17 protein-coding genes are annotated in these 21,216 nt (G+C 73.0%); 5 read left to right on the forward strand and 12 right to left on the reverse strand.

Features of this window, described 5'->3' with window-relative positions; genetic code table 11:
• Positions 1 to 14 precede the first annotated feature (14 nt).
• Complete coding sequence (locus tag ACSIH6_RS28970) at positions 15 to 2,042, forward strand: tetratricopeptide repeat protein (RefSeq protein WP_435111502.1); 2,028 nt, start codon at positions 15 to 17, stop codon at positions 2,040 to 2,042.
• Between the two features lie 131 nt (positions 2,043 to 2,173).
• On the opposite strand, the gene ACSIH6_RS28975 is transcribed toward ACSIH6_RS28970, so the two are convergent.
• Both ACSIH6_RS28975 and ACSIH6_RS28980 read right to left on the reverse strand, forming a co-directional pair.
• Complete coding sequence (locus tag ACSIH6_RS28975) at positions 2,174 to 2,428, reverse strand: DUF397 domain-containing protein (protein ID WP_435111503.1); 255 nt, start codon at positions 2,426 to 2,428, stop codon at positions 2,174 to 2,176.
• A 104-nt stretch (positions 2,429 to 2,532) separates the two neighbouring features.
• The gene (locus ACSIH6_RS28980; RefSeq protein ID WP_435111504.1) at positions 2,533 to 3,537 is read right to left on the reverse strand and encodes a stage II sporulation protein M; all 1,005 of its coding nucleotides are present in this window, start codon (positions 3,535 to 3,537) and stop codon (positions 2,533 to 2,535) included.
• Between the two features lie 162 nt (positions 3,538 to 3,699).
• Here ACSIH6_RS28980 and ACSIH6_RS28985 point away from each other — a divergent pair, with 162 nt between their 5' ends.
• Positions 3,700 to 4,557 (forward strand): RDD family protein, encoded by an 858-nt coding sequence (locus ACSIH6_RS28985; protein WP_435111505.1) that lies wholly within the window; start codon positions 3,700 to 3,702, stop codon positions 4,555 to 4,557.
• A gap of 76 nt (positions 4,558 to 4,633) precedes the next feature.
• Here the strand turns inward: ACSIH6_RS28985 and ahcY (ACSIH6_RS28990) are convergent, their stop codons facing one another.
• Both ahcY (ACSIH6_RS28990) and ahcY (ACSIH6_RS28995) read right to left on the reverse strand, forming a co-directional pair.
• A complete protein-coding gene (ahcY, locus tag ACSIH6_RS28990) occupies positions 4,634 to 5,896 on the reverse strand; it encodes an adenosylhomocysteinase (RefSeq protein WP_435111506.1) in 1,263 nt (420 codons plus the stop codon).
• Between the two features lie 7 nt (positions 5,897 to 5,903).
• A complete protein-coding gene (gene ahcY / locus ACSIH6_RS28995) occupies positions 5,904 to 7,340 on the reverse strand; it encodes an adenosylhomocysteinase (protein WP_435111507.1) in 1,437 nt (478 codons plus the stop codon).
• 128 nt (positions 7,341 to 7,468) lie between these two features.
• On the opposite strand from ahcY (ACSIH6_RS28995), the gene ACSIH6_RS29000 reads away from it, so the two are divergent.
• Positions 7,469 to 7,879 carry a MerR family transcriptional regulator gene (locus tag ACSIH6_RS29000; protein ID WP_435111508.1) on the forward strand — a complete coding sequence of 137 codons (411 nt, stop codon included), beginning with the start codon at positions 7,469 to 7,471 and terminating at the stop codon, positions 7,877 to 7,879.
• Positions 7,880 to 7,974: 95 nt separating this feature from the next.
• Positions 7,975 to 9,120, forward strand: coding sequence for a hypothetical protein (locus ACSIH6_RS29005; protein WP_435111509.1), 1,146 nt, complete (start codon positions 7,975 to 7,977; stop codon positions 9,118 to 9,120).
• 4 nt (positions 9,121 to 9,124) lie between these two features.
• Here the strand turns inward: ACSIH6_RS29005 and ACSIH6_RS29010 are convergent, their stop codons facing one another.
• The 4 genes from ACSIH6_RS29010 to ACSIH6_RS29025 all read right to left on the reverse strand — a co-directional run bounded on the left by ACSIH6_RS29010 (position 9,125) and on the right by ACSIH6_RS29025 (position 12,719).
• Positions 9,125 to 10,495: a protein kinase domain-containing protein gene (locus tag ACSIH6_RS29010; protein ID WP_435111510.1), complete on the reverse strand. Its 1,371-nt coding sequence runs from the start codon at positions 10,493 to 10,495 to the stop codon at positions 9,125 to 9,127.
• A gap of 141 nt (positions 10,496 to 10,636) precedes the next feature.
• Positions 10,637 to 10,813, reverse strand: coding sequence for a Trm112 family protein (locus ACSIH6_RS29015; protein WP_013154764.1), 177 nt, complete (start codon positions 10,811 to 10,813; stop codon positions 10,637 to 10,639).
• Between the two features lie 50 nt (positions 10,814 to 10,863).
• Positions 10,864 to 12,240, reverse strand: coding sequence for a phosphomannomutase/phosphoglucomutase (locus tag ACSIH6_RS29020; protein WP_435111511.1), 1,377 nt, complete (start codon positions 12,238 to 12,240; stop codon positions 10,864 to 10,866).
• Positions 12,241 to 12,317: 77 nt separating this feature from the next.
• Complete coding sequence (locus ACSIH6_RS29025; protein WP_150252010.1) at positions 12,318 to 12,719, reverse strand: DUF3499 domain-containing protein; 402 nt, start codon at positions 12,717 to 12,719, stop codon at positions 12,318 to 12,320.
• A gap of 271 nt (positions 12,720 to 12,990) precedes the next feature.
• On the opposite strand from ACSIH6_RS29025, the gene ACSIH6_RS29030 reads away from it, so the two are divergent.
• Complete coding sequence (locus tag ACSIH6_RS29030; protein WP_435111512.1) at positions 12,991 to 13,386, forward strand: metallopeptidase family protein; 396 nt, start codon at positions 12,991 to 12,993, stop codon at positions 13,384 to 13,386.
• A gap of 193 nt (positions 13,387 to 13,579) precedes the next feature.
• Here the strand turns inward: ACSIH6_RS29030 and ACSIH6_RS29035 are convergent, their stop codons facing one another.
• The 4 genes from ACSIH6_RS29035 to ACSIH6_RS29050 form a co-directional block, all read right to left on the reverse strand.
• Entirely contained in the window at positions 13,580 to 15,310 is a 1,731-nt protein-coding gene (locus ACSIH6_RS29035) for a DUF5719 family protein (RefSeq protein WP_435111513.1), read from the reverse strand.
• 102 nt (positions 15,311 to 15,412) lie between these two features.
• Entirely contained in the window at positions 15,413 to 18,832 is a 3,420-nt protein-coding gene (locus ACSIH6_RS29040) for a glycosyltransferase (protein ID WP_435111514.1), read from the reverse strand.
• 420 nt (positions 18,833 to 19,252) lie between these two features.
• Positions 19,253 to 19,540 (reverse strand): WhiB family transcriptional regulator, encoded by a 288-nt coding sequence (locus tag ACSIH6_RS29045; protein WP_013154770.1) that lies wholly within the window; start codon positions 19,538 to 19,540, stop codon positions 19,253 to 19,255.
• A 238-nt stretch (positions 19,541 to 19,778) separates the two neighbouring features.
• The gene (locus tag ACSIH6_RS29050; protein WP_435111515.1) at positions 19,779 to 21,077 is read right to left on the reverse strand and encodes a hypothetical protein; all 1,299 of its coding nucleotides are present in this window, start codon (positions 21,075 to 21,077) and stop codon (positions 19,779 to 19,781) included.
• Positions 21,078 to 21,216 lie beyond the last annotated feature (139 nt).

Genomic DNA, 21,216 nt, shown 5'->3' on the forward strand with positions numbered 1-21,216 from the left:
CCCGGGCGTGCAGTATGGAGGGCATGACCTCTCCCCCCGGGGCCCACGGCAACGCCTCCTCCGGTGCCGTCCACGGCCAACTGCTCCAGGTACGCGACATCCACGGCGGTGTGACCCTCCAGGCGCCCGCTCCCGCTCCGCCGCCGCTCGCCGACGTGTCCCTGGACCCGCCGCGGCTGGCGACGGCCGTACGGGGGCGTGAGGAGCTTCTGGAGGCCCTGGGCGGGGCGATGGAGACCGGCGCACCGGTTCCGCACGTGCTGACCGGGCCGGGCGGGTTCGGCAAGACCACGGTGGCGGCGGCGCTGGCCGATCGGGCGCGGCGCGACGGGTGGACGGTGTTCTGGGTGCGGCCCGGGAGCGTGGCGGCGAGCATGGTCGAGGCCGCCGTGGAGGTGGGCGGTCCCCGGCAGGAGGCCGAGCAGGTGAAGGGGGCGCGGCGCCAGGCGGCCCGGTGGGTGTGGCGGCACCTGGACGCGGCGGCGCGGCCGTGGCTGCTGGTGATCGACAACGCCGACCGGCCCGAGGAGCTGGACCCGGAGAACCGGCCCGGGGACCAGCTGGGGTGGATGCGGGCGAGTCCGGGCGGGTTCGTGCTGGTGACCAGCCGGGTGGACGACCCCGCACAGTGGGCGCCCGCGCGGGTGCACCGGATCGGGGAGCTGGAGGGGTCGGCGGCGTCCGAGGCGCTGGCCGACCACGCGGGGGCGGGCGGTTCGGCGGAGCTGGCGGGCGCGGAGGAGCTGGCCCGCCGTTTGGGCGGGGTGCCGCTGGCGCTGTCGCTGGCCGGGCGGATCCTGGCCACGCACCGGGTGCTGTTCCCGGACGCGTACGCGCTGCTGGCACGGCTCGGCGAGGGCGTCGTGGCCCTGGACGAGCTGGCGGCGCCCTTGGTCGGGGGCGCCGAGGCGGAGCGGAAGCTGCTGTCGGGGGTGTGGGAGCTGTCCCTGCGGCTGGTGGAGGAGCGCGAGCCCAGGGCGGTGCCGCTGCTGAAGCTGTTGGCCGTGCTGGGCCCCGACGCCAGTGAGGTTCCGCTGCGCAGGCTCCCGCTGTCGGAGCTGGACGGCGGCGTGCTGGGTTCCCTGACCGATGCGGACATGGCCAGGGCCGTGAACGCGCTGGTGGTGCACGGGCTGGTCTCGGTCGTCTCGCCGCAGGGGGAGACCGCGCTGCGGCTGCACCCGCTGGTGTCGGAGACCGTGCGCGCGGGGTTGGTAGAGGCGGATCTGGGACTGGTCGACGAGGCGGAACGGCTGCTCGGCTGGCAGCGCGACCGCGACCTGGGCTTCGAACTGCGGGCCCATGACGCCGTCACCCGTCTCTACCTCCGGCTGTGCTCCCGGGTGGACCCGGCCGTCGTCGACAGCGTGGTGTCCGGCGCCCGCAGCCTGACGTTGCTCAGCCTCACCGACGAGGCTCTCGGTATCCTGGAGAACGCGGTCACGGAGGCGGTGGAGGTGCTCGGGCACTCCCATCCGGCCACGCTCCGGGCCCGGCACGCACTGGGCGACGCCCTGCGAGCGCAGGAGCGGATCGAGGAGGCCGAGGAGGTCTACCGGTCGGTGTACCGCGATCGCGAGGCCGCTCTCGGGCCCGCGCACCCCGAGACCCTGAGCACCCGGCACCAGGTCGCCCTGATGGCCGGGCTCCGCGGTGACCTGGACACCGCCGAGGAGGGGTTCCGCGCCATCTGGGAGGCCCACGCGTGCCCGGGCTGGAAGGAGCACCCGACCGCGCTGGAGGCACTGCAGAACCTGGCCTATATCCGCATGCTCGGAGGCGACACGGAGGCGGCCGAGAGGGACTTCCGCAGGGTACGTCGGGCACAGGCGCACCTCCTGGGAGAACGGCACCCGAAAACCGTCATGGCCGACTATTACCTCGCCCGGACCGCCTCAGTCCGTGGGGACCACGCGACGGCTGTCGAGTTGTTCGGCCACGTGGTCGAAGCACGTACGTCGGCGCTGGGAGAGGACCACCCCGATACCGCGCTGGCACGAGAGCACAGGGAGGAGTCCCTTCGCCAGCTCAACGAGGGCTGACACCATCCAGGGCATGTTCCTCGGGCTCATCCGGCTGCTCTGGTGGAACCGATCTGCGCCGAACGGGCACCACGAGAGGCGTCTGAGGCTGTAGGCGTTAGGCAGAAAGCCCAACCCGGCAGGACTCAGATCTACCGGGCGGTCGGCAAGCGCATGAAGCCCAACCATTCCCTCGCGCCAATATCCAGCACCGTGCCGTCCCGATTCTGGGTGTCCCGCACCAGCACCACGAGGCGGTCAGTGAACGCCACCTCGACGCAGTTACCGTTCTCGAAGCTGCTGTAGCTGCTCTTGTGCCAGACCGGCTCGGTGAGAGCTACCTCCAGGCAAGCACCCTCGAAGCTGCTGTGGGAGCTCTTGAACCAGCGGAGGGATTTGGTGTCCATGGCCCGGATGATGCCACCAGGCCGACCACCGGAACAGCCCGTGGCCGCAGGTGGCCAGAGACCGGACGACCCGGCACGCCCGCGCAACGGACCGGCCGGTGGCCTCAGGCCACCGGGACGGCCGCGGGGGCGTTCTCCAGGTCGCCGGTCTCGCCCTCCCGGTAGGCCTTCTTGCCCACCGTGAACACGTAGACCACGAACAGCAGCTCCGCCAGCGCGCCGATGCCCAACGCCACCGGGATCGGGATGACCCCGGCCGCGGCGTTGCCGGTCACCACGCCCTCGATGAGCCCGGAGATGAGCAGCACCACCACCAGCCCCAGGGCCACCGCGATGGCGGCGCGCCCCTCCTCGCCCAAGGCGCGCATGCGGGTGCGGTCACCGGGCGCGATGATCGTCCACCCCAGTTTGAGGCCCACCCCGCCCGCGACGAAGACGGCGGTCAGCTCCAGCATCCCGTGCGGCAGGAGCAGCCCGAAGAACACGTCGCCCTGGCCGTGGGCGAGCATGATCCCCGCGGCGACACCCACGTTCACCGCGTTCATCAGCAGCACCGCCAGGGTCGGCAGCCCCAGGGCCACGCCGTAGATGATCGCCTGCGCCGACACCCACGCGTTGTTGGTCCACACCTGGGCGGCGAACGAGCCCCGGGGGTTCTCCATGTAGTAGTTCGCGAAATCGTGGTCGACGTACTGCGCCATGAAGTCCGGCGTGCCCAGGGCGTGCAGCACGTCGGGCTCGGACACGATCCAGAGGGCGGTGACCGCGGCGATCGCGACCATGCCCGCGCTGGTGCCGATCCACCACCACCGCAGCCGGTACAGCACCGCCGGGAACACGCGGGTGAAGAACCCGCCGACGTCGCGCCACGCGGAGGCGTGCGCGCCGGTCACCGCGGAGCGGGCCCGCGCCACCAGTGCGGACAGCCTGCCCACCAGCGCCGGGTCCTGCCCGGAGGAGCGCACCACCGACAGGTGGGTGGACACCCGCTGGTAGAGCTCGACGAGTTCGTCGATCTCCTCACCGTCCAGCGAGCGGCGCCTGCGCACCAGTCGGTCCAGCCGTTCCCACTCCGGGGCGTGCGCCGCGGCGAACACGTCGATATCCACGCAAGGGACCCTATCCGTTTCGCGCGCGGTCCGGTTCGGGCGCCGGTTGCCGGGCCCCTCCGTCCCGCCTGTTCGGAGCGCGCTCCGGACTCCGCTGCGAACAGCCGTCCCGCGTGCCGGGTAATGTCGGAACGACGGTTTCAGACAGCCCTGAGGGAGCGAGTGCTGGTGTCCTATCCCGGCAACGGCGACACCCGCGCCGACGTGTACGGCGTGACACCTCTGGTCACGGGTGACGCCGTGGTCCTGGACCTGCGTCCGGCCGGTTTCGCCACCAGGGCCGCGGCCCTGGCCATCGACGCCCTGGTCCAGACCATCGCCCTGATCGCGCTGAGCGTCCTGGTCCTGTGGATCGGCAGGGAGCTGGACCCCGCGGTCACCGCCGCCGTGTCCCTGTCGAGCGTGATCCTGGTCCTGGTCGGCTACCCGGCCGTCTTCGAGACCGTCTCCCGGGGGCGCTCCCTGGGCAAGATGGCCCTGGGCCTGCGCGTGGTCGGCACCGACGGCTCCCCCGAGCGGTTCCGGCAGGCGCTGGGCCGGGCGCTGGCCGCGTTCGTGGAGATCTGGGCGACGAGCGGCGTGGTCGCGCTGATCACGTCCATGATCAACCGCGACGGCCGCCGCGTGGGCGACTTCGTGGCCGGGACGATGGTGGTGGAGGAGCGCGGCGGCAGGCCCCGCGAGGAGGTCGTCCCGATGCCCCCGCACCTGGCGGCCTGGGCGTCGAACACCGAGCTGTCGCGGCTGTCCCCGGAGACCGCGGCGGCGGCGCGCCAGTACGTGCTCCGGTACGGGGAGCTGGCCGAGCACACCCGCCACGAGATGGGCGTCCGGCTGGCCGACACGGTGGCCGCGCAGATCAGCCCGCCCCCGCCGCCGGGGACCACCCCGCCCTACTTCCTGGCCGCGGTGCTCGCCGAGCGCCGACGCCGCCACGAGATCGCCGCCCAGCGCTCCCAGCCCGGTCACCCGCAGGGCGGCTCCCAGCAGCAGTGGTACGGCCCGCGCTCCTCCCGCTGAACCGGGGCCGCCTGGAGGCGGCGGTCGCCGCGACCACGCTGAGCGCAAGGCGACCGGTCGGGCGCGGGAGCGCCCGTCAGGCGTGCCAGGAGCGCAGGTAGGCCTCCTGTCCGGGGGTGAGCGCGTCGATGCGCACCCCCAGCGCGGCCAGTTCGAGCCGGGCCACCTCGGTGTCGGTCTCGGCGGGCACCTCCACCACGCCCGGCTCCAGGTCGGAGGCGTTGCGGGCCAACCAGGCCGTGGTCAGGGCCTGCACCGCGAAGGACAGGTCCATCACGGCGGCCGGGTGCCCCTCGGCGGCGCCGAGGTTGACCAGGCGCCCCTCGGACAGCAGGAGCAGTCGGCGCCCGTCGGCCAGCACGTACTCGTCGGCCTGCTCGCGCACGCCCCGGTTGACCTCCACGGACCGGCCCTCCAGGGCGTTCAGGTCGATCTCCAGGTCGAAGTGGCCGGAGTTGGCGAGGATCGCGCCGTCCTTCATCAGGTCCAGGTGCTCGGCGCGGACGACGTCGCGGTTGCCGGTGACGGTGACGAACACGTCCCCGACGGGGGCCGCCTCCTCCATGGTGGTGACGGTGTAGCCCTGCATGACCGCGTCCAGGGCCTTGACCGGGTCGACCTCGGTGACGACCACGCGGGCGCCCATGCCGCGGGCACGCTCGGCCAGGCCCCGGCCGCAGTAACCGAACCCGGCGACCACGACCGTGCGCCCGGCGAGCAGGGCGTTGGTGGCCCGCAGGATGCCGTCGATGGTGGACTGGCCGGTGCCGTACCGGTTGTCGAACATGCGCTTGGTGGCGGTGTCGTTGACCGCGACCATCGGCAGTCGCAGTTCGCCCTCGGCGCTCATCCGGCGCAGCCGGATCACGCCGGTGGTGGTCTGCTCGCAGCCGCCCAGCACTCCGTCGAGGAGGTCGGGGCGGGCCAGGTGGGCCGTGTTGACCAGGTCGCATCCGTCGTCGAGCAGCAGGTGCGGCCGCGACTCCAGGACCGTGACCAGGTTCCGGTCATAGGAGGCCGGGTCCATTCCGGCCCAGGCGTGGACCGAAACCCCGTACCCGGTGACCAGGGCGGCGGCGGTGTCGTCCTGTGTGGACAGCGGGTTGGACGCCGCCAGCCACACGCTCGCGCCGCCCGCACGCAGGGCCCGCAGCAGGTTGGCGGTCTCGGCGGTCACGTGCAGGCACGCGGCCACGCGCAGGCCGTCCAGGGGGCGTTCGGCGGCGAAGCGCTCGCGCACGCTGCGCAGCACCGGCATGGAGCGCTCGGCCCAGTCCACGCGGCGGACCCCGGCCCCGGAGAGGCCGAGGTCCGCCACCTGGTGGGAGGGGAGTGTCATGTGCTGCCTAGTAGCGGTAGTGGTCGGGCTTGTAGGGGCCCGCGACGTCCACGCCGATGTAGGCGGCCTGCTCCTTGGTGAGCTGGGTCAGCTTGACGCCGAGCGCGTCCAGGTGCAGCCGGGCGACCTTCTCGTCGAGGATCTTGGGCAGCGTGTACACGTCGGTCGGGTACTCGTCGGGCTTGGTGAACAGCTCGATCTGCGCGATGACCTGGTTGGTGAAGCTGTTGGACATCACGAAGCTGGGGTGGCCGGTGGCGTTGCCCAGGTTGAGCAGGCGGCCCTCGGAGAGCACCAGGACGGACGTGCCGTCGGAGAAGGTCCACTCGTGGACCTGCGGCTTGATCTCCTTCTTGACGACGCCGGGGACCTTGGCCAGACCGGCCATGTCGATCTCGTTGTCGAAGTGGCCGACGTTGCCGACGATCGCCTGGTGCTTCATGCGGGTGATCTGGTCGGCCATGATCACGTTGAAGTTGCCGGTGGTGGTGATGAAGATGTCACCGGTCTCCAGCACGTCCTCCAGGAGCGTGACCTGGTAGCCGTCCATGGCCGCCTGGAGGGCGTTGATCGGGTCGACCTCGGTGACGACCACGCGGGCGCCCTGGCCGCGCAGGGCCTCGGCCGCGCCCTTGCCGACGTCGCCGTAACCGCACACCACGGCGACCTTGCCGCCGATGAGCACGTCGGTGGCGCGCATGATGCCGTCCGGCAGCGAGTGGCGGATGCCGTACTTGTTGTCGAACTTGCTCTTGGTGACCGAGTCGTTGACGTTGATCGCGGGGAAGGCCAGGGTGCCCTCGCGGCGCATCTCGTACAGGCGCAGGACACCGGTGGTGGTCTCCTCGGTGACGCCCTTGATGCGCTTGGCGATCTCGGTCCACTTGGTGGCGTCGCGCTCCAGGCTGGCGCTGAGCAGGCGCAGCACGACGCCCATCTCCTCGCTGTCGGCGCTGTCGGGGTCGGGGACCGCGCCCGCCTTCTCGTACTCGGCGCCCTTGTGGACGAGCATGGTGGCGTCGCCGCCGTCGTCCAGGATCATGTTGGGGCCCTCGGCGCCCGGCCAGGTCAGCGCCTGCTCGGTGCACCACCAGTACTCCTCCAGGGTCTCGCCCTTCCAGGCGAAGACCGGGACGCCCCTGGGGTCCTCGGCGGTGCCGTCGGGGCCGACGACGACCGCCGCGGCGGCGTGGTCCTGGGTGGAGAAGATGTTGCAGCTGACCCAGCGCACCTCGGCGCCCAGGGCGACCAGGGTCTCGATGAGGACCGCGGTCTGGACGGTCATGTGCAGCGAGCCCATGATGCGGGCGCCCTGGAGCGGCTTGCTGTCCCCGTACTCGGCGCGGGTGGCCATGAGGCCGGGCATCTCGTGCTCGGCGAGCCGGATCTCGTCGCGTCCGAAGGCGGCCAGGGAGAGATCGGCGACCTTGAAGTCGAAAGCCATGCGTTCCTCACTCGTGATGGTCGTGGCGCACCCGATTCTAGGGCCGCGGCCCGAACGACCGTACGAAGTTGACATTTAACTGTCAGTTTTGCGCTCTTTGGTGGGGGAGTTCGGTTAGGGTCGCGGACATGGCCGCCCTCGACGACGACCCGATCCCGTCCGACCTCCAGCCGCTCGGCCCCGTGGCGATCTCCGCGGCCGCCGACCGGGTGGGCACCACCGCGCGGATGCTGCGCTACCGCGAGGGCCTGGGCCTGCTGCCCCGCACCCAGGAGCAGCCCACCGGGCGCGGGCACCGGCACCGCCGGTTCACGGAGGAGGACCTGCGCACGATCGCGGTGGGCCTGGAACTGGAGCGCGAGTTCGACATCCCGCCCGCCGCGCTGGCCTTCGCCCTGCGCGTCCTGGCCGAGCCCGAGGTCCTGGCGCGGGTGCGCTCGCACGGGGAGCGGCTGGGCAGGCTCGCCGCGGCGCCCGCCCGCGCACTGGACTTCGAGAAGCAGAAGGCGATGCGGCTGTTGCACGGCCGCCGTCCCTGACCACCCCCGGTTTACACGCCGACGCGTCCGGTAGCGGCCACAGGTCGGGACCCGTGACAGGTTTTGGCCAACTGCCCACTGGCTACGGAAGACACGTGGATACCCTACGTTGCGGTGCGGACCTGGACCGGATTCCGGCCCTGGTACGCGAGGACCTCATGGACGTCGACCGGCTGCGGGCCATCTGGGCCCAGCACCGGCAGAGCCAGCCCCGGGAGGCGCGGGCCGCGGCGCGGCGCGAGCTGACCGGCCGCCGTGTACGGGCGCTGGGCGGCGGACCCGCACTGGAGGAGCTGGTGGTGTCCGCCGCGGCGGACGGGGCCTCCGGGCGGCAGTTCACCGCCGCGTTCGTCTCGGAGCTGGCCGAGCGCGCCAGGAACCTGCCCGAGGACTGTCCCGCGCGCTCCCCCCTGCGCCCCGTGGGCTCCGAGCAGGCGCTGCGGCTGGCGCGGGCCGCCTCGGTGCCCGCCCATCCGGTGGTGCGCGCCGCGCACACCTACGCCGAGGGCGTGGCGGTGCTGGCCGAGCTGGACCCCGAGCGCCCCGAGGGTACGCACGCGTGGGCACTGCCGTGGCTGCTGGCGTCCCTGGTGCTGCGGCGGGCGGACTTCCCGCCGCTGCTGCCCGACCCCCTGGCGCCTCCGTGGAGCGGACGCGACGCCGACGAGCGCCTGGCCGGGATGGTCCGCCACTTCGCGCGCCTGGTGACCGGCACACTGCTCGACGAGCTGAGCTGGACCCCCGAGCGCGTCCCCGAACCCCGCTCCCCCGTGTCGCCACTGGCGGCGGTGACGCGCCGCCGCGTCCTGGACTACGTGCGCTCGCGCCGGGAGTCGCTGGCCATGATCCTGCGGGCGCTGGACGCCGCGGCGCGCACGTCGGTGTACTCGGGCGGGTCGGACGACTCCGAGCCCGGGACCGCCTCGGAGGTCGTGGCCCGGAACCTGCTCACGCCGGGGGCCGCGCACTGGTGGACGGCGCTGGAGCTGACGGTGGGCGGCGCGTCCCTGTCGCTGTTCGTGGTGGTCCAGGAGGTGGGCCGCCCCCGGACGGGGGTGCTCGCGGTCACCGCGGACGCGCGCCTGACCACCGCGGAGGGAGCGCGCGACGCGCTGGGCATGTCCGGCACCGACAGCGTGACCGTGATGCCCACGGACTGCGTGGACGACCGCTGGCCCCAGGTGCGCGACCTCGTGGACGAGGCCGTGTCCCGGGCCATGAACGAGCTCACCCGGGTCTGAGCGGTCAGCCGCTGACGGCGATCAGAAGCAGCACGAGCAGCAGGATCACGATGGTGATGAGCACCGCCGGGATCACCCAGCTCTGCTGGAGCACCGAGTTCTGCTCGACGGGGCGCGGCATGGGCTGTTGCGCCCCGGGGCGGGCGTAGGTCTGGTTGGGGTTCATGCCCGTGGCCATGGGGTTGCCGGCGCCGTGCGGGCCGTGGGGCATGCCGGGCGGCGGGGGCGGGTAGGCGGGGGCGCCCGGACGGGGGTTGGACGTCCCCGGGTGGCCGGGGATCCCGGGCCTGGGGTTGGAGGTGCCGGGGTGGACGAAGCCGTGGCGGGGGTCGGAGCCCATCGGGTGCCCCGGCATGCCCGGGCGGGGGTTGGAGGTGCCGGGCTGCATGTACCCGGCGGCGGCACCCGCCTGCGGACCGCTGTGCGGCTGCTGGGGGCCCGTGTGCGGCTGCTGCGGCCCGGTGTGCGGCCGGTAGGGCATCTGGGCGCCGGTGAACAGACCGGTCTGGGCGATCTTCTCGCCCTGCTTGACGACGTCGTCGGTGGACGGAGCGGAGGCCTCGGGTCCGTCGTGGCCCAGCAGGCGCATCAGGAGCGTCTGGGCGTTGGGCCGGTTGTCCGGGTTCTTGTCCAGGCAGGACTCGACGATCGGGCGCAGGGCCTCGTCCATGTCTGTCAGGTCCGGGGGCGCGCTGACCACACGGTGGACGACCGCCGGGACGGTGTCGGAGCCGAACGGCGCCCGCCCGGTGGAGGCGAAGGCGATGACGCAGCCCCAGGCGAAGATGTCGCACTTGTCGGTGATGCCGCGGCCCTCGATCTGCTCGGGCGCCATGTAGGAGGGCGTGCCGACGATCGAGTTGGTCATGGTGGCGGTGCCGTCGTCGATCCGGGCGATGCCGAAGTCGATGACGCGGGGGCCGTCCGGGCCGAGCAGCACGTTGCCGGGCTTGAAGTCGCGGTGGACGATGCCCGCCTTGTGGATGGCGACCAGGGCGGTGGCGGTGGTGATGGCGAGCCGCTGGAGGGTGGAGCCCTTCTGGGTCGCGCCCTTGGCGATGGCCTCCTGGAGGTCCTTGCCCGGCACGAACTCGCTGACCACGTAGGGCGGGTCCCCGTCGAGCTGGGCGTCGATGATCGCGGCGGTGCAGAAGGAGGCGACCTTCTGCGCCGCCCGGACCTCCTTCTCGAACCGCTTGCGCAGGTCGCTGTCGCGCGACCACTGGTCGTTGAGGACCTTGACCGCGTACTGCTCGCCCCCGGCGTCCTCGGCGAGGTAGACGATTCCCTGGCCGCCCTTGCCCAGCCGTCCTGTCACGCTGTACTCGCCGAACGAGGAGGGGTCGCTCGGCAGTAGCGATTCGGGACCGGGCATCGGTGTCCTCCGGGAGATAGGGGTGAGAGGGCGCGCAGCACCAGGGTACGGGTTGTGGGGAACGCGGTGGTGCGTCCCGTCGTGCCCCGTTACCCCGGCGCAACCGTTATGACTGCTGGAACGCCCGGGGCGTTCCCGGTCTCACCCGATTTTTCGCGCCTCGTCGACCAGCAGGACCGGGATGCCGTCCCGGATGGGGTAGGCCAGGCCGCTCTCGTCGCAGACCAGCTCGTCGGTCTCGGGGTCGTGGCGCAGCGGGGCCTGGCTCTGCGGGCAGGCCAGGATCTCCAGCAACCAGCCGTCGATCTTCGTGCTCATGTCCTCGTTCCTCTGCAATGGGGTGTCCCTCTGCCCCCAATGATGCCTGGTCAGGCACGGACGATGGCCAGGACCTCGTCGCGCAGACCAGCCATGGACGCCTCGTCGGGGGCCTCGACGTTGAGCCGCAGCAGCGGCTCGGTGTTGGAGGCGCGCACGTTGAACCACGATCCGTCGGGAAGGGAGACGGTCAGGCCGTCGAGTTCGTCGACGGTGACGCCGTCCCGCCCGGCGAAGGCCTCGCGTACCGCGGCCATCCGCCCGGGGGCGTCGGCGACCTTGGAGTTGACCTCGCCGGACCCGGCGTAGCGCGAGTAGGCCTCGGCGATCCGGGAGAGGGGGCGGTCGTCGTTGCCCAGCACCCGCAGGACGTGCATCGCGGCGAGCATACCGGTGTCGGCGCGCCAGAAGTCGCGGAAGTAGTAGTGGGCGGAGTGCTCCCCGCCGAAGATCGCGCCCGTCTCGGCCATGGTCGCCTTGATGAAGGAGTGCCCGACCCGGGTGCGGACGGGCTCGCCGCCCTTCTCCCGGACGATCTCGGGGACGGCCTTGGAGGTGATGAGGTTGTGGATGACCGTGGCGCCCGGCTCGCGCTCCAGCTCCTGGGCGGCCACCAGCGCGGTGACGGCCGAGGGCGGCACGGCGTCGCCGTTCTCGTCCACGACGAAGCAGCGGTCGGCGTCGCCGTCGAAGGCCAGGCCGATGTCGGCGCCGGTCTCGCGGACCTTCGCCTGGAGGTCCACCAGGTTGTCGGGGTCCAGGGGGTTGGCCGGGTGGTTGGGGAAGGTGCCGTCCAGCTCGAAGTAGAGGGGGACGACCTCCAGCGGCAGGCCCTCCAGGACGGCGGGGACGGTGTGGCCGCCCATGCCGTTGCCCGCGTCCACCGCGACCCTGAGCGGCCGGATGCCCGAGAGGTCGACCAGTTCGCGCAGGTAGTCCGCGTACCCCGCCAGCAGGTCGCGGCGCGTGACCGTCCCGGCGGGGCCGTCGTGGGCGGGCGCTCCCCCGGCGGGCTCCTTCCCGGCCAGAATCTCCTCGGCCAGGCCGCGGATCTCGTCCAGGCCCGTCTCGCCGCTGACGGGCGCGGCCCCGGCCCGGCACATCTTGATGCCGTTGTACTCGGCGGGGTTGTGGCTGGCGGTGAACATGGCGCCGGGCAGGTCCAGCTGGCCCGAGCCGTAGTAGAGCAGGTCGGTGGAGCCGAGACCGGCGAACACCACGTCCAGGCCCTGGCCCGTGACGCCCTCGGCGAAGGCGGTGGCCAGCTCGGGCGAGGACGGGCGCATGTCGTGGGCCACCACGACGGCCTCCCCGCCGACCACACGGGCGAAGGCGGCGCCGATCGCCCGGGCGATGTCGGCGTTGAAGGTGTCGGGGATCACGCCCCGCACGTCGTATGCCTTGAAGATGCTTGCGAGGTCAGCCACGTCTTCTCCGGCCAGGTCGGTCCTGCTTGGGTTCGGTCCCGCGCGGCCGGGCCGCGCGCGGTACAAAACTAGTCGGCTTACCCGCCGGAGTGCCGGGGGGGCTGCTGTTCGCCGCGCCCCGGATCGGATCTGACCACGCGCAGGTGCCCCCGGCGCAGCGTCTCGGTCCCCTCGCCGATCTCGTCGGAGGGGTCCTTGCGGGCAGGCGGGCGGGCCGCCTCACGTACGGCGTCGGCGAGGGCCTCCAGGTCGTCGCTGCCCGGGCCGCCGCCCGACGTCTCGACCGGGAGTCGGACGACCTCCCAGCCGCGCGGTGCCGTCAGCCGGTCGGCGTGCACGGCGCAGAGGTCGTAGCAGTGCGGTTCCACGTAGGCGGCGAGCGGGCCGAGGACGGCCGTCGAGTCGGCGTAGACGTACGTGAGCGTGAAGACGGCAGGCTGTCTGCAAGCGGTACGGGAGCAGCGTCGAACAGGGCTCACAGCGTTCGACTGTATGCCTTTACTGAGGGACACGCCAGCATCGTTCCATGAGCTGGTCCGTTCGCGCTCGTCCGCGGCCTCCGCGCGCCGTCCTCCGGCCGCCTCCCGGGGGTCGGCACACCGCCTCCGACCCGTCCCCCGTCACCGTCCGGCGGCCCACTCCTCGGGCGCGTGAGCGCTTTCGCCCCGGGAGGGACTACGCGCGGGGCCCGTGATGGCTTAGTCTCGAAGTGTGCGACGAGTGCGCCTTTCCAGTGGCCAACCAGACCGAGTGCGGCGCCGGGACCGCCGAGGCCGAGGCATCCGCGGTCCTCTCGTGCCCTCTGACCTGCCGGTTTTCCGGAGCCGAGCGCAGGCCTTCGACGATCTTGTCCTGGACGCCGTCGAACGCCTCGAACGCCTGTGGGCACACGAGCTGGCCAATGTCGACTTCCTCGTGGAGGACGTCCCCCCGGTTCCGCCCCACGGCCCCCTGACCGAGGCGATCCCGTTCTCCCGCCTGGAGACCGATCCCTCCGGCCGGGCCCGGATCGTGGTGTACCGGCGTCCGGTGGAGATCCGGACGAAGGATCCGGAGGAGACGGCCCTCCTCGTCCACGAGGCGGTCGTCGAGGAGGTCGCCAACCTGCTCGGCGTGGAACCGGAGTCGGTGGACCCCGAGGGCTGACCTCCTTCGCCCGGGGTCCCTCAGGGCTGCCCCGGGGCGCTGGCCCCCGGCCAGCGCCTGGTGCGACGCCCCCTCCCTTCGCCGTGATCTTGTACCTGTGGCCAGTCTCGACCGCCCAACCTGGCTACAGGTACAAGATCAGCGCGGGTCGGAGCCCCATGCGTCACACCGGCAACAGGCCCGACCAGCGCGCCTAGGGGACCACTCCCACCATGCTGTCGCGCACCACCGGGAGCTCGGTCCGCACCGGCGCGGGAGTCACCGGCAGCACGCCCAGACCGCCTCCGCCGCCGCGCAGCACGCGGGCGACGTGGACGGGCGCGGAGCCGTCCAGGACCTCCAGGCGGACCGCGTAGCCGTCCTCGGACCCGGTGCCCGGAGGCGCCTGCCAGCCGTCGTCCCCGCCGAACGCGGTGGTGGTCCCGGCGGCGACTTGCACGCGCACGGCGTCCCCCTGGGTCGCGTCGGCGCCGATCGGGGTGGCCATGAGCGTGGCGTCGCCCCCGACCGCGGTCAGGAGCAGCTCGGTGTCGGCGCCCTCGGGGACGTCGGGCAGGACCGCGGTGGTGTCCAGCGGGAAGCCGAGCGGCGGCACGGCGGAGGTGTGGGCGGCCTCGACCACCTCGACGTCGTCCCCCTCGCCGGTGACCGCCTCCGCGGCGACACCGGCGACCACGGGCGCGTCCGCCTCCACCACGACCGCGCCGGGCTCCCCGGCCAGGACGGTCTCCAGGCTGAGCCAGGAGGAGGCCGCCGGGGGCACGCTGAAGGTCAGCGGGTCGTCGGCGGTCCCGGTGCCCTGTCCCTCCTCGCCCTGCCCGCCTTCCTCCTCCGCCTCGTCCTCCGAGGCCGGGGTGACGGTGTGCACTCGCACCTGGACGGGCTCGTCGCCCGGCGCGGCCACGTGCAGGCGCCGACGGCCCTCGCCCCCGGGAACGCCGGGGATCACGTGCTCCCGCGCGGGCGCGGCCGTGGGCGGAACCCAGTCGGCGGTACCGGAGGAATGCTCGGCGAGCAGGGAGGCCGCGACCCGTCCCGTGCTGGTGCGCACGTGGACACCGACGGCGCTGGTTCCGCCGACCAGCTCGGTCAGGTCCAGTTCGGTCGACGCCCCGGCGGGCAGGGCGATGCCCCTGCTCTCCTCGGAGTAGGAGGGGCCGCCCTCGGTGTAGACGTCCACGCTGACCGTGGCCCGGGAGTCCTCGGGGTTGGCCAGGTGGACGGTGAGCGCGTCGAGTCGCATGCCCTCGGTGTCGTCGCCGCCGGGGAGGGCGAACCAGGTCCCCACGGAGGGTTCGAGGCAGCGGACCTCGGTGGCCGAGCCGTCGGAGAGGGTGGTCTGGGCGGTGTCGAAGCCCGAGGCCAGGGACCCCTCGGCGCGGACGGCGGTGGGGTCGTCGATCCCGGCGGTGTCGGTGTTCCACACGCGGCCGGGTTCGGTCAGCTCCTCGCCGACCGTGTCGCCCCGGGTGCCGTCCGCGCTCCCGGCGTCGCCGGTGCTCCCGTCCGCGCTCCCCGTGTTTCCGCCGTTCCCATCGGCTGCACTGCCCTCATCGTCCCCGGTGTCACCGCTGCTCTCACCGTTCCCGCCGTCACTGTCACCCTCGGTGTCACCGCCGTTCCCGTCCTCCCCGCTCTCCCCACCGTCCACGTCCTCCTCGGGGGCCTCGGGAACCGACTCGGCCCACAGTTCGCCCTCGTCGTCGCGGCTCACCCTCGGAGCGAACGCGGCCACGGAGCTCTCCCCCGACTCGTGCGGGGCGGGGCACACCCGCACCGCGTGGTCGGGCCGCACGGTCCCGGGTGCGGTGACGCCCAGTTCGGCGGTGATCGGCCCGGTCGCGAACGCGACGCCGAACAGCGCGGCCAGGGCCAGCGCGACCAGCCCGAACAGCGCGAACCGGTTCTCCACGATCAGTCGCACGGCCTGGTCCTCCCGCTCGGTACCGGACACCCGGCGGGCCTGGTCGGCCCGGCCGTCCCGGTCTCCTCGTCCGCTGCTCCCCGGCGCGTTCGCCTCTCCCGGTCACCGATCACGGCGCCGCTCCCCCCTGCGCACGCCGCGGGTTCCCCGGCGGCGACCCCTGCCCCGGACGGCGGACAGGGCGCCGGTGTCCTCCCCCGGGGCCGAGGGACCGGCCGGGCCGCCCTCCGGCGCGTCCGGTTCGGCGTCCCCGCCCGCGCGCACGCCGGAGTCCTCACCGTCGGGTCCCGAGCGGCCGGAGCCGGCGCGTGAGCCCCGACGCGAGGACCCGCGCGACCTCCCCGAACGCCGCAGCCGCTCCGGCCGCCGCGGACGGGGTGTGGGTGTGGCCTCGATCAGCCGCACGTCCTCCTCGGTCCGCACACCCGGCGCGGCGAGGACCGCGACCACCGTGAGCAGGAGTCCCTGCGTGAGCAGCCAGGCCGCGCGGACGTAGTCGGTGTGCCAGACGCGCAGCTCGCCGCCCTCCACGGGCAGCGTCCAGGCCTGGGTTCCGCTCTGGGTGGGGACGGGGTCCAGTTCGACGCCGTCCAGGCTGGCGCGCCAGCCGCTGTCGGCGGCCTCGGCCAGGGCGAGCCGCCGCCCGGTGTCGCCCTGCGGGACCGGGGCGCTCACCTCGTCCGCGGCCCCCCGCACCGCGAGGACCTCGGCGTCGACGCCGTCCTCGGAGACCACCCGCAGCGCGCCGGTGGGGACGGCCAGCCGCCAGAGCGCGTAGTGCTGCGACAGCGACTGGCGCTCCAGCCCCGGTGTGCCGTCCAGGGTGTCGACCATGGTGACGTCGGCGGGTCCGCTGATCTCCGGGCGCGGGTAGAGCACGTACTGGATGCCGAAGTCGGCCAGGGTGTACATCTGGTCGCCGCCCTGGCCCACGGCGAGTTCGGCCACGGCCCGGTTCATCGCCTCGCGGACCCCGCTCTCGGGCACGAGCTGCTCCTCGCCCAGACGCGGCTCGCGCCCGCGCACGACCAGGTAGTCCACGCCGCCCTCCCCGTCGGCGGTGACGACGAGGGTGCGCGGCCGGGTCTCCTCCCCGTCGTCGGAGCCACCGCCCTCGACGGTCCCGGCCTCGACCAGCACGCCGGGAACGACGGGTTCGGCGCGTGCGGTGACCGGTCCCCGCACGCCCTCCCACATCCACACGCCCGCGGCGCAGACGGGGGTCGCCAGGGCGAGCAGTCCCACGGCGAGCGCGAAGACCCGCCGCGGCCCGCCCAGGCGCACCATGTCACCGAAGGAGCGCGCGGCGGTCGCCGCCGACAGCAGCACCGCCGTGGCGGCGAAGGTCAGGGCCACCCCGGGCCAGACCGGCGCCGGGGGGCCACCGTAGTAGGGCTCGACGACCACCCGGCTGGTCAGGATGGCCACGAGGATCCCGAACAGGGCGAGCGACCACCCCGCCGCGGCCAGCATCCGGTTGCGGAGCAGCAGCAGGGAGCACAGCGCGGCCACGGCGAACCCGGCCGTGACCCAGAACGGCGGCGTCCCGGGACCGCCCGGCGAGAGCATGAGCAGCTCCTGCGGGGTGGCGCCCGGCGCCGACAGTTCGGGGCGGTGCAGCCCGGCCTCCAGCAGCCACAGACTGGGGTGCAGGAACAGTTCGAGTGTCCACGGCATCAGCAGCACGAGCGGGACGGCCAGGCCCAGCGCGACGCTGACGTAGATCCGGCGGCCCAGGTGGCCGAAGGCGACGGCCACCAGCAGGCCCGTGACCAGTGACAGCAGCCACACCATCGGGACGAACGCGGTGGCGACCGTCAGGACCAGGCCCACCCCCCAGGCCGCGCGGCGTGAGGGCTTGGGCGGCATCGACACCAGCCGCACCAGCAGCAGCCCCAGCACCGGCAGCAGGACGTGGACCAGGGCGGTGCCCAGGCGGCCCTGGGCGACCGCGCCGGTGGCCACCGGCAGCAGCGCGTAGGCCGCGGCCATCCACAGGCGGGCGGGGCCGAAGCCCAGCACCTCCCGGGCGAGCAGGTGGGCGGTCAGCCCGGACAGGGGTACGCAGCCCAGCAGGACGATCGTGACGGCCAGCCAGGGCTTGCCCAGGGTGAGCGTGGACAGCAGGGCGAGCAGGCCGACGTAGGGCGGGACGGGGTCGTCCGCGCCGAGTCCGCTGTCGGGGCTGCCGGAGAGGTAGAGGTTCCACAGGTCGTCCGCGCCGCCCGCGACCGGGGGCAGGGCGCCGCCCGCGAGGAGGTCGCCCAGGAGCAGGGAGCGCTCGGCGACGAGGGCGACCGCGGTCAGGGCGAGGACCAGCAGCACCCCGGGGCGCAGGAGCACGCTGCGCACGAAGCCGGCGGTGTCGGTGGGAACCTCGTCCTCTTCCTCGGCGGCGACAGGTGGCGCGGTGACGGCCTGGTGGCGGCCGGGGGTGTTGCGCACGGGCTCGCCGGACAGGATTCCGGTGACCACGTCGTGCACCTGGCGCATGGCCACGCCGCGCGCGAGGAAGGGCCGGATGGCGCTGTAGGTGCGGCGGCGGTCGCGTCGGCGCCGGAAGCGGGCGCGCACCAGCCGGAGCGGCCGCATGTAGACCAGGGTGATCGCGGCGGCCTCGTCCAGGGCGTTGGCGGGCTGCTTGATGAGCAGGTACCCCACCACGCGCAGCAGCGAGGCCACGGAGTTGCGCAGCAGCGCGGCCACCATGCCGCCCAGGGGCAGGTTGGCCAGCAGCACGAAGACGGCGTGGCGGCGGTCCACCCGGCGCGGGTGGTTGCGGGTGGCGGAGATGGGGCGGCGGCGCCGAGCGGCGGCCTCGGCGTGGTAGGCGACCGCGTCGGTGACGAGCAGGGCGCGCAGCCCGGCGCCGCCCACCCGCCAGCAGAAGTCGATGTCGTCGCGGAACAGCGGCAGGGAGGGGTCGAAGCCGCCGAGGCGGTCCCACACGTCGCGGCGCACGAGCATGCCCGCGCTGGAGACCGCGAGGACCTGGCGCGTGCCGTCGTGCTGGCCGTGGTCGAACTCGCGCTGTTCCAGCCCGGTCTCGCGGCGGCCGGCGCCGTCGATGGTCACACCCGCCTCCACCAGGAGGCGGCGGTCGAACCAGTCGCGCAGCTTGGGGCCCAGGACGGCGGCGCGGGGGTCCTGGTCGGCGGCGTCCAGCAGGTGGGCGAGGGCGTCCCGGTCCGGGGTGAGGTCGTCGTGGACCAGCCAGATCCACTCGGTGGCGTCCTCGTCGAAGCCGCGTACGGCGCTGGTGGAGCGCGGCAGTTCCAGGGCGGCACGGACGGCGTCGCCGTACCCGGTGCTGGCGGGCAGGCCCACGACGGCGTCGGCGGGCAGGAACCGGGCCAGGACGTCGGCGCTGTCGTCGGCGCTGCCGGTGTCGGCGGCGACGGCCCGCTGCACGGGCCAGGACTGGTCGCGCAGCGCCTGCATCGTCTCGGGCAGCCAGCGGGCGCCGTCGTGGGACACGATGACCGCGGTGACGACGTGTCGGGCGAAATCCTGGTCAGGCACGGCTGTGGTGGGTTCTCTCCGGGAGGGGCGCGGCCCCGATCGGGGCCGCGGGTCCGGCCGGGCGGGGCCGACGGGCGCGACCGCGCTCCGGACGCGGTCCGCGCGCGGGACGTCACGGCCGACCGCGGCCCTCATGACCTCGTCGGGGCCGGACACGGCCCGCGCGGGACATCACCCTACGCCACTCGGCACCATTGCGGGCTTATTCGTCACACGCCGCTGCGGCCCGGCCATATCGGAGCATTCCCACCACGACGGGAACACCGAACCCGAACACACGTCCGAATGGCGTCCGTCATATCGGAGCATTACCGTCTCCGGCCGCGTCCCGGACGCAATCGCCGCGCACCCCGGAAGGGGGCGAACATGAGAAACGCGCGCCCGGGCTCGTGGCCCGGACGCGCGTCTCAGCACGCGGCCCTAGAGCATCTCCGCCAGGAAATCGAAATCTCCCCCGGCGGCTTTCTTCAGCCTGCGGCGCTCGCGTTCGGAGAGTCCCCCCCAGATGCCGAAGCGCTCATCGTGCTCCAGCGCGTATTCCAGGCACTCCGCACGTACCTCGCACGACTGGCAGACCTTCTTCGCTTCCCGCGTCGAGCCGCCCTTCTCGGGGAAGAACGCCTCCGGGTCGGTCTGCGCGCACAGGGCACGTTCCTGCCAGCCCAGATCCTCATCCGAGCCGTGCGCCAGCGGGATGACCTCGCTCATGCGCACCTCCTGTTGCCCCCCATAGATGTCCCCGGCCCTTTTCGTCCCCCGGGCCGGGTGGAATCCCACCTTGAAATTACACGCGGGTCGCTTGCTGAGAGTCAAGCGCCCTGCGTGGCAATCCACTGAATATCATGCAACGAACCGCCAGCGGCAGTCCGGTGATGTCCGTTCTGCGAATTACCACGCAATTCACGACCTTCCGAGGCGGTGGGGAGCGCGGGCCGCCGGAGCCGGGTCAGCGCTTGTCCTCGCCGCCGTACCAGCCCTGCTGGCCACCGGTGCCGCCCTGTCCCTGCTGGTCAGAGCCGTATCCGGTGCCCGATCCGTACTGGCCTCCGTACGATCCCCCACCCTGTCCGGGCGTCTGGTTACCGTTGTTCTCACCGGAGTTAAAGAAAGGATCAAGATTGCTGTCGGCCGGGGTGTCCTGCGCCTGCTGCCCCTGGTCAGCGCCCTGGTACCAGCCGTACTGGATCGCGTCCTGGGCGGCCTGCTCACCGGAGGCGGGCTGCTGCTCGGTGCCCTGCGGGGCGTACTGGGACGGGTCGTAGGCGTACTCGCCCGGCTGGCCGTAGGCGGCCTGCTGCCCGGAGGCGTCGGCCCCGTACTGCTGACCGTAGGCCTGCTGCGCGCCCGTGCCGTACTGCTGCTGCGCCGGGTCGGTCCCGTACTGCTGACCGTACGCCTGCTGCTGCGCCGGGTCCACGCCGTACTGCTGGGCGGGGTCGTAGCCCTGCTGTTCGTAGCCCTGCTGGACGGGCTGCTGCCCGGAGGCGTCGGCCCCGTACTGCTGACCGTAGGCCTGCTGCGCGCCCGTGCCGTACTGCTGCTGCGCCGGGTCGGTCCCGTACTGCTGACCGTACGCCTGCTGCGCGCCGGTCCCGTACTGCTGCTGGGCGGCGTCCGCGCCGTACTGCTGACCGTAGGCCTGCTGCTGCGCCGGGTCCACGCCGTACTGCTGGGCGGCGCTCTGGGTGGGGTCGGCGGGCTGGCCCGGGTAGGCCGGCTGGGCGAAGGACTGCTGCGCGCCGGTGGCGGGCGGGAACTGCTGCGGGTAGGCGTTGTTCTGCGGCGCCACCACTCTGGGGACCAGGGTGGGGTCGTTGAAGGCCTTGAGCGTGGCGAAGCCGAAGACGCCGAGCACCGCGCCCTGGGCGACGGTGCTCAGCATCCGGGCGAAGCCGTGGCCGATGTTGATCGCGTCGATGAAGCCGCAGATCACCGTGATCAGGCAGAAGAGCAGGCCCACACCGGTGACGATCATCGCGGTCAGCACGACCGGGGAGGCTCCGGCCCTGGTCCTTTCGCTGGTCAGGACCAGGGCCACGGCGACGGCGACCAGGACCGTGATGGTCACGCCGAAGAAGTTGGCGGAGCCCGCGTCGTACATGGCCGAGGCGAAGGAGGTCTCCGAGCGCCAGCCGCTGGATCGGACGATCACCTGGATGAGCCCGGAGAGCATGAGCACGCCCGCGGCTGCAAGCAGGACCCAGGCCCCCGGAAGGCGCAGGCGTTCTAGCGTTTCGTTCTTCAAGAGAGGTTCCCCATCTACTGCTGCTTCGCCGTCGGGTCGATGGAAACGGCGTCGGGCTGTCACGTGTGGATCGGCCGCGTCCGGGCATGGATGTGGGGACACCGGGCGGGGCCGAAGAGTGGGATGGCGACCGCAGCCC

The organism is Nocardiopsis synnemataformans (assembly GCF_965343085.1).
GTDB lineage: Bacteria > Actinomycetota > Actinomycetes > Streptosporangiales > Streptosporangiaceae > Nocardiopsis > Nocardiopsis alborubida.

Coding starts and splice junctions, on each gene's coding strand:
- ACSIH6_RS28970 (WP_435111502.1), top strand. CDS start 15: ATGGAGGGCATGACCTCTCCCCCCGGGGCCCACGGCAACGCCTCCTCC.
- ACSIH6_RS28975 (WP_435111503.1), bottom strand. CDS start 2,428: ATGGACACCAAATCCCTCCGCTGGTTCAAGAGCTCCCACAGCAGCTTC.
- ahcY (WP_435111506.1), bottom strand. CDS start 5,896: ATGACACTCCCCTCCCACCAGGTGGCGGACCTCGGCCTCTCCGGGGCC.
- ahcY (WP_435111507.1), bottom strand. CDS start 7,340: ATGGCTTTCGACTTCAAGGTCGCCGATCTCTCCCTGGCCGCCTTCGGA.
- ACSIH6_RS29000 (WP_435111508.1), top strand. CDS start 7,469: ATGGCCGCCCTCGACGACGACCCGATCCCGTCCGACCTCCAGCCGCTC.
- ACSIH6_RS29010 (WP_435111510.1), bottom strand. CDS start 10,495: ATGCCCGGTCCCGAATCGCTACTGCCGAGCGACCCCTCCTCGTTCGGC.
- ACSIH6_RS29015 (WP_013154764.1), bottom strand. CDS start 10,813: ATGAGCACGAAGATCGACGGCTGGTTGCTGGAGATCCTGGCCTGCCCG.
- ACSIH6_RS29045 (WP_013154770.1), bottom strand. CDS start 19,540: ATGAGCGAGGTCATCCCGCTGGCGCACGGCTCGGATGAGGATCTGGGC.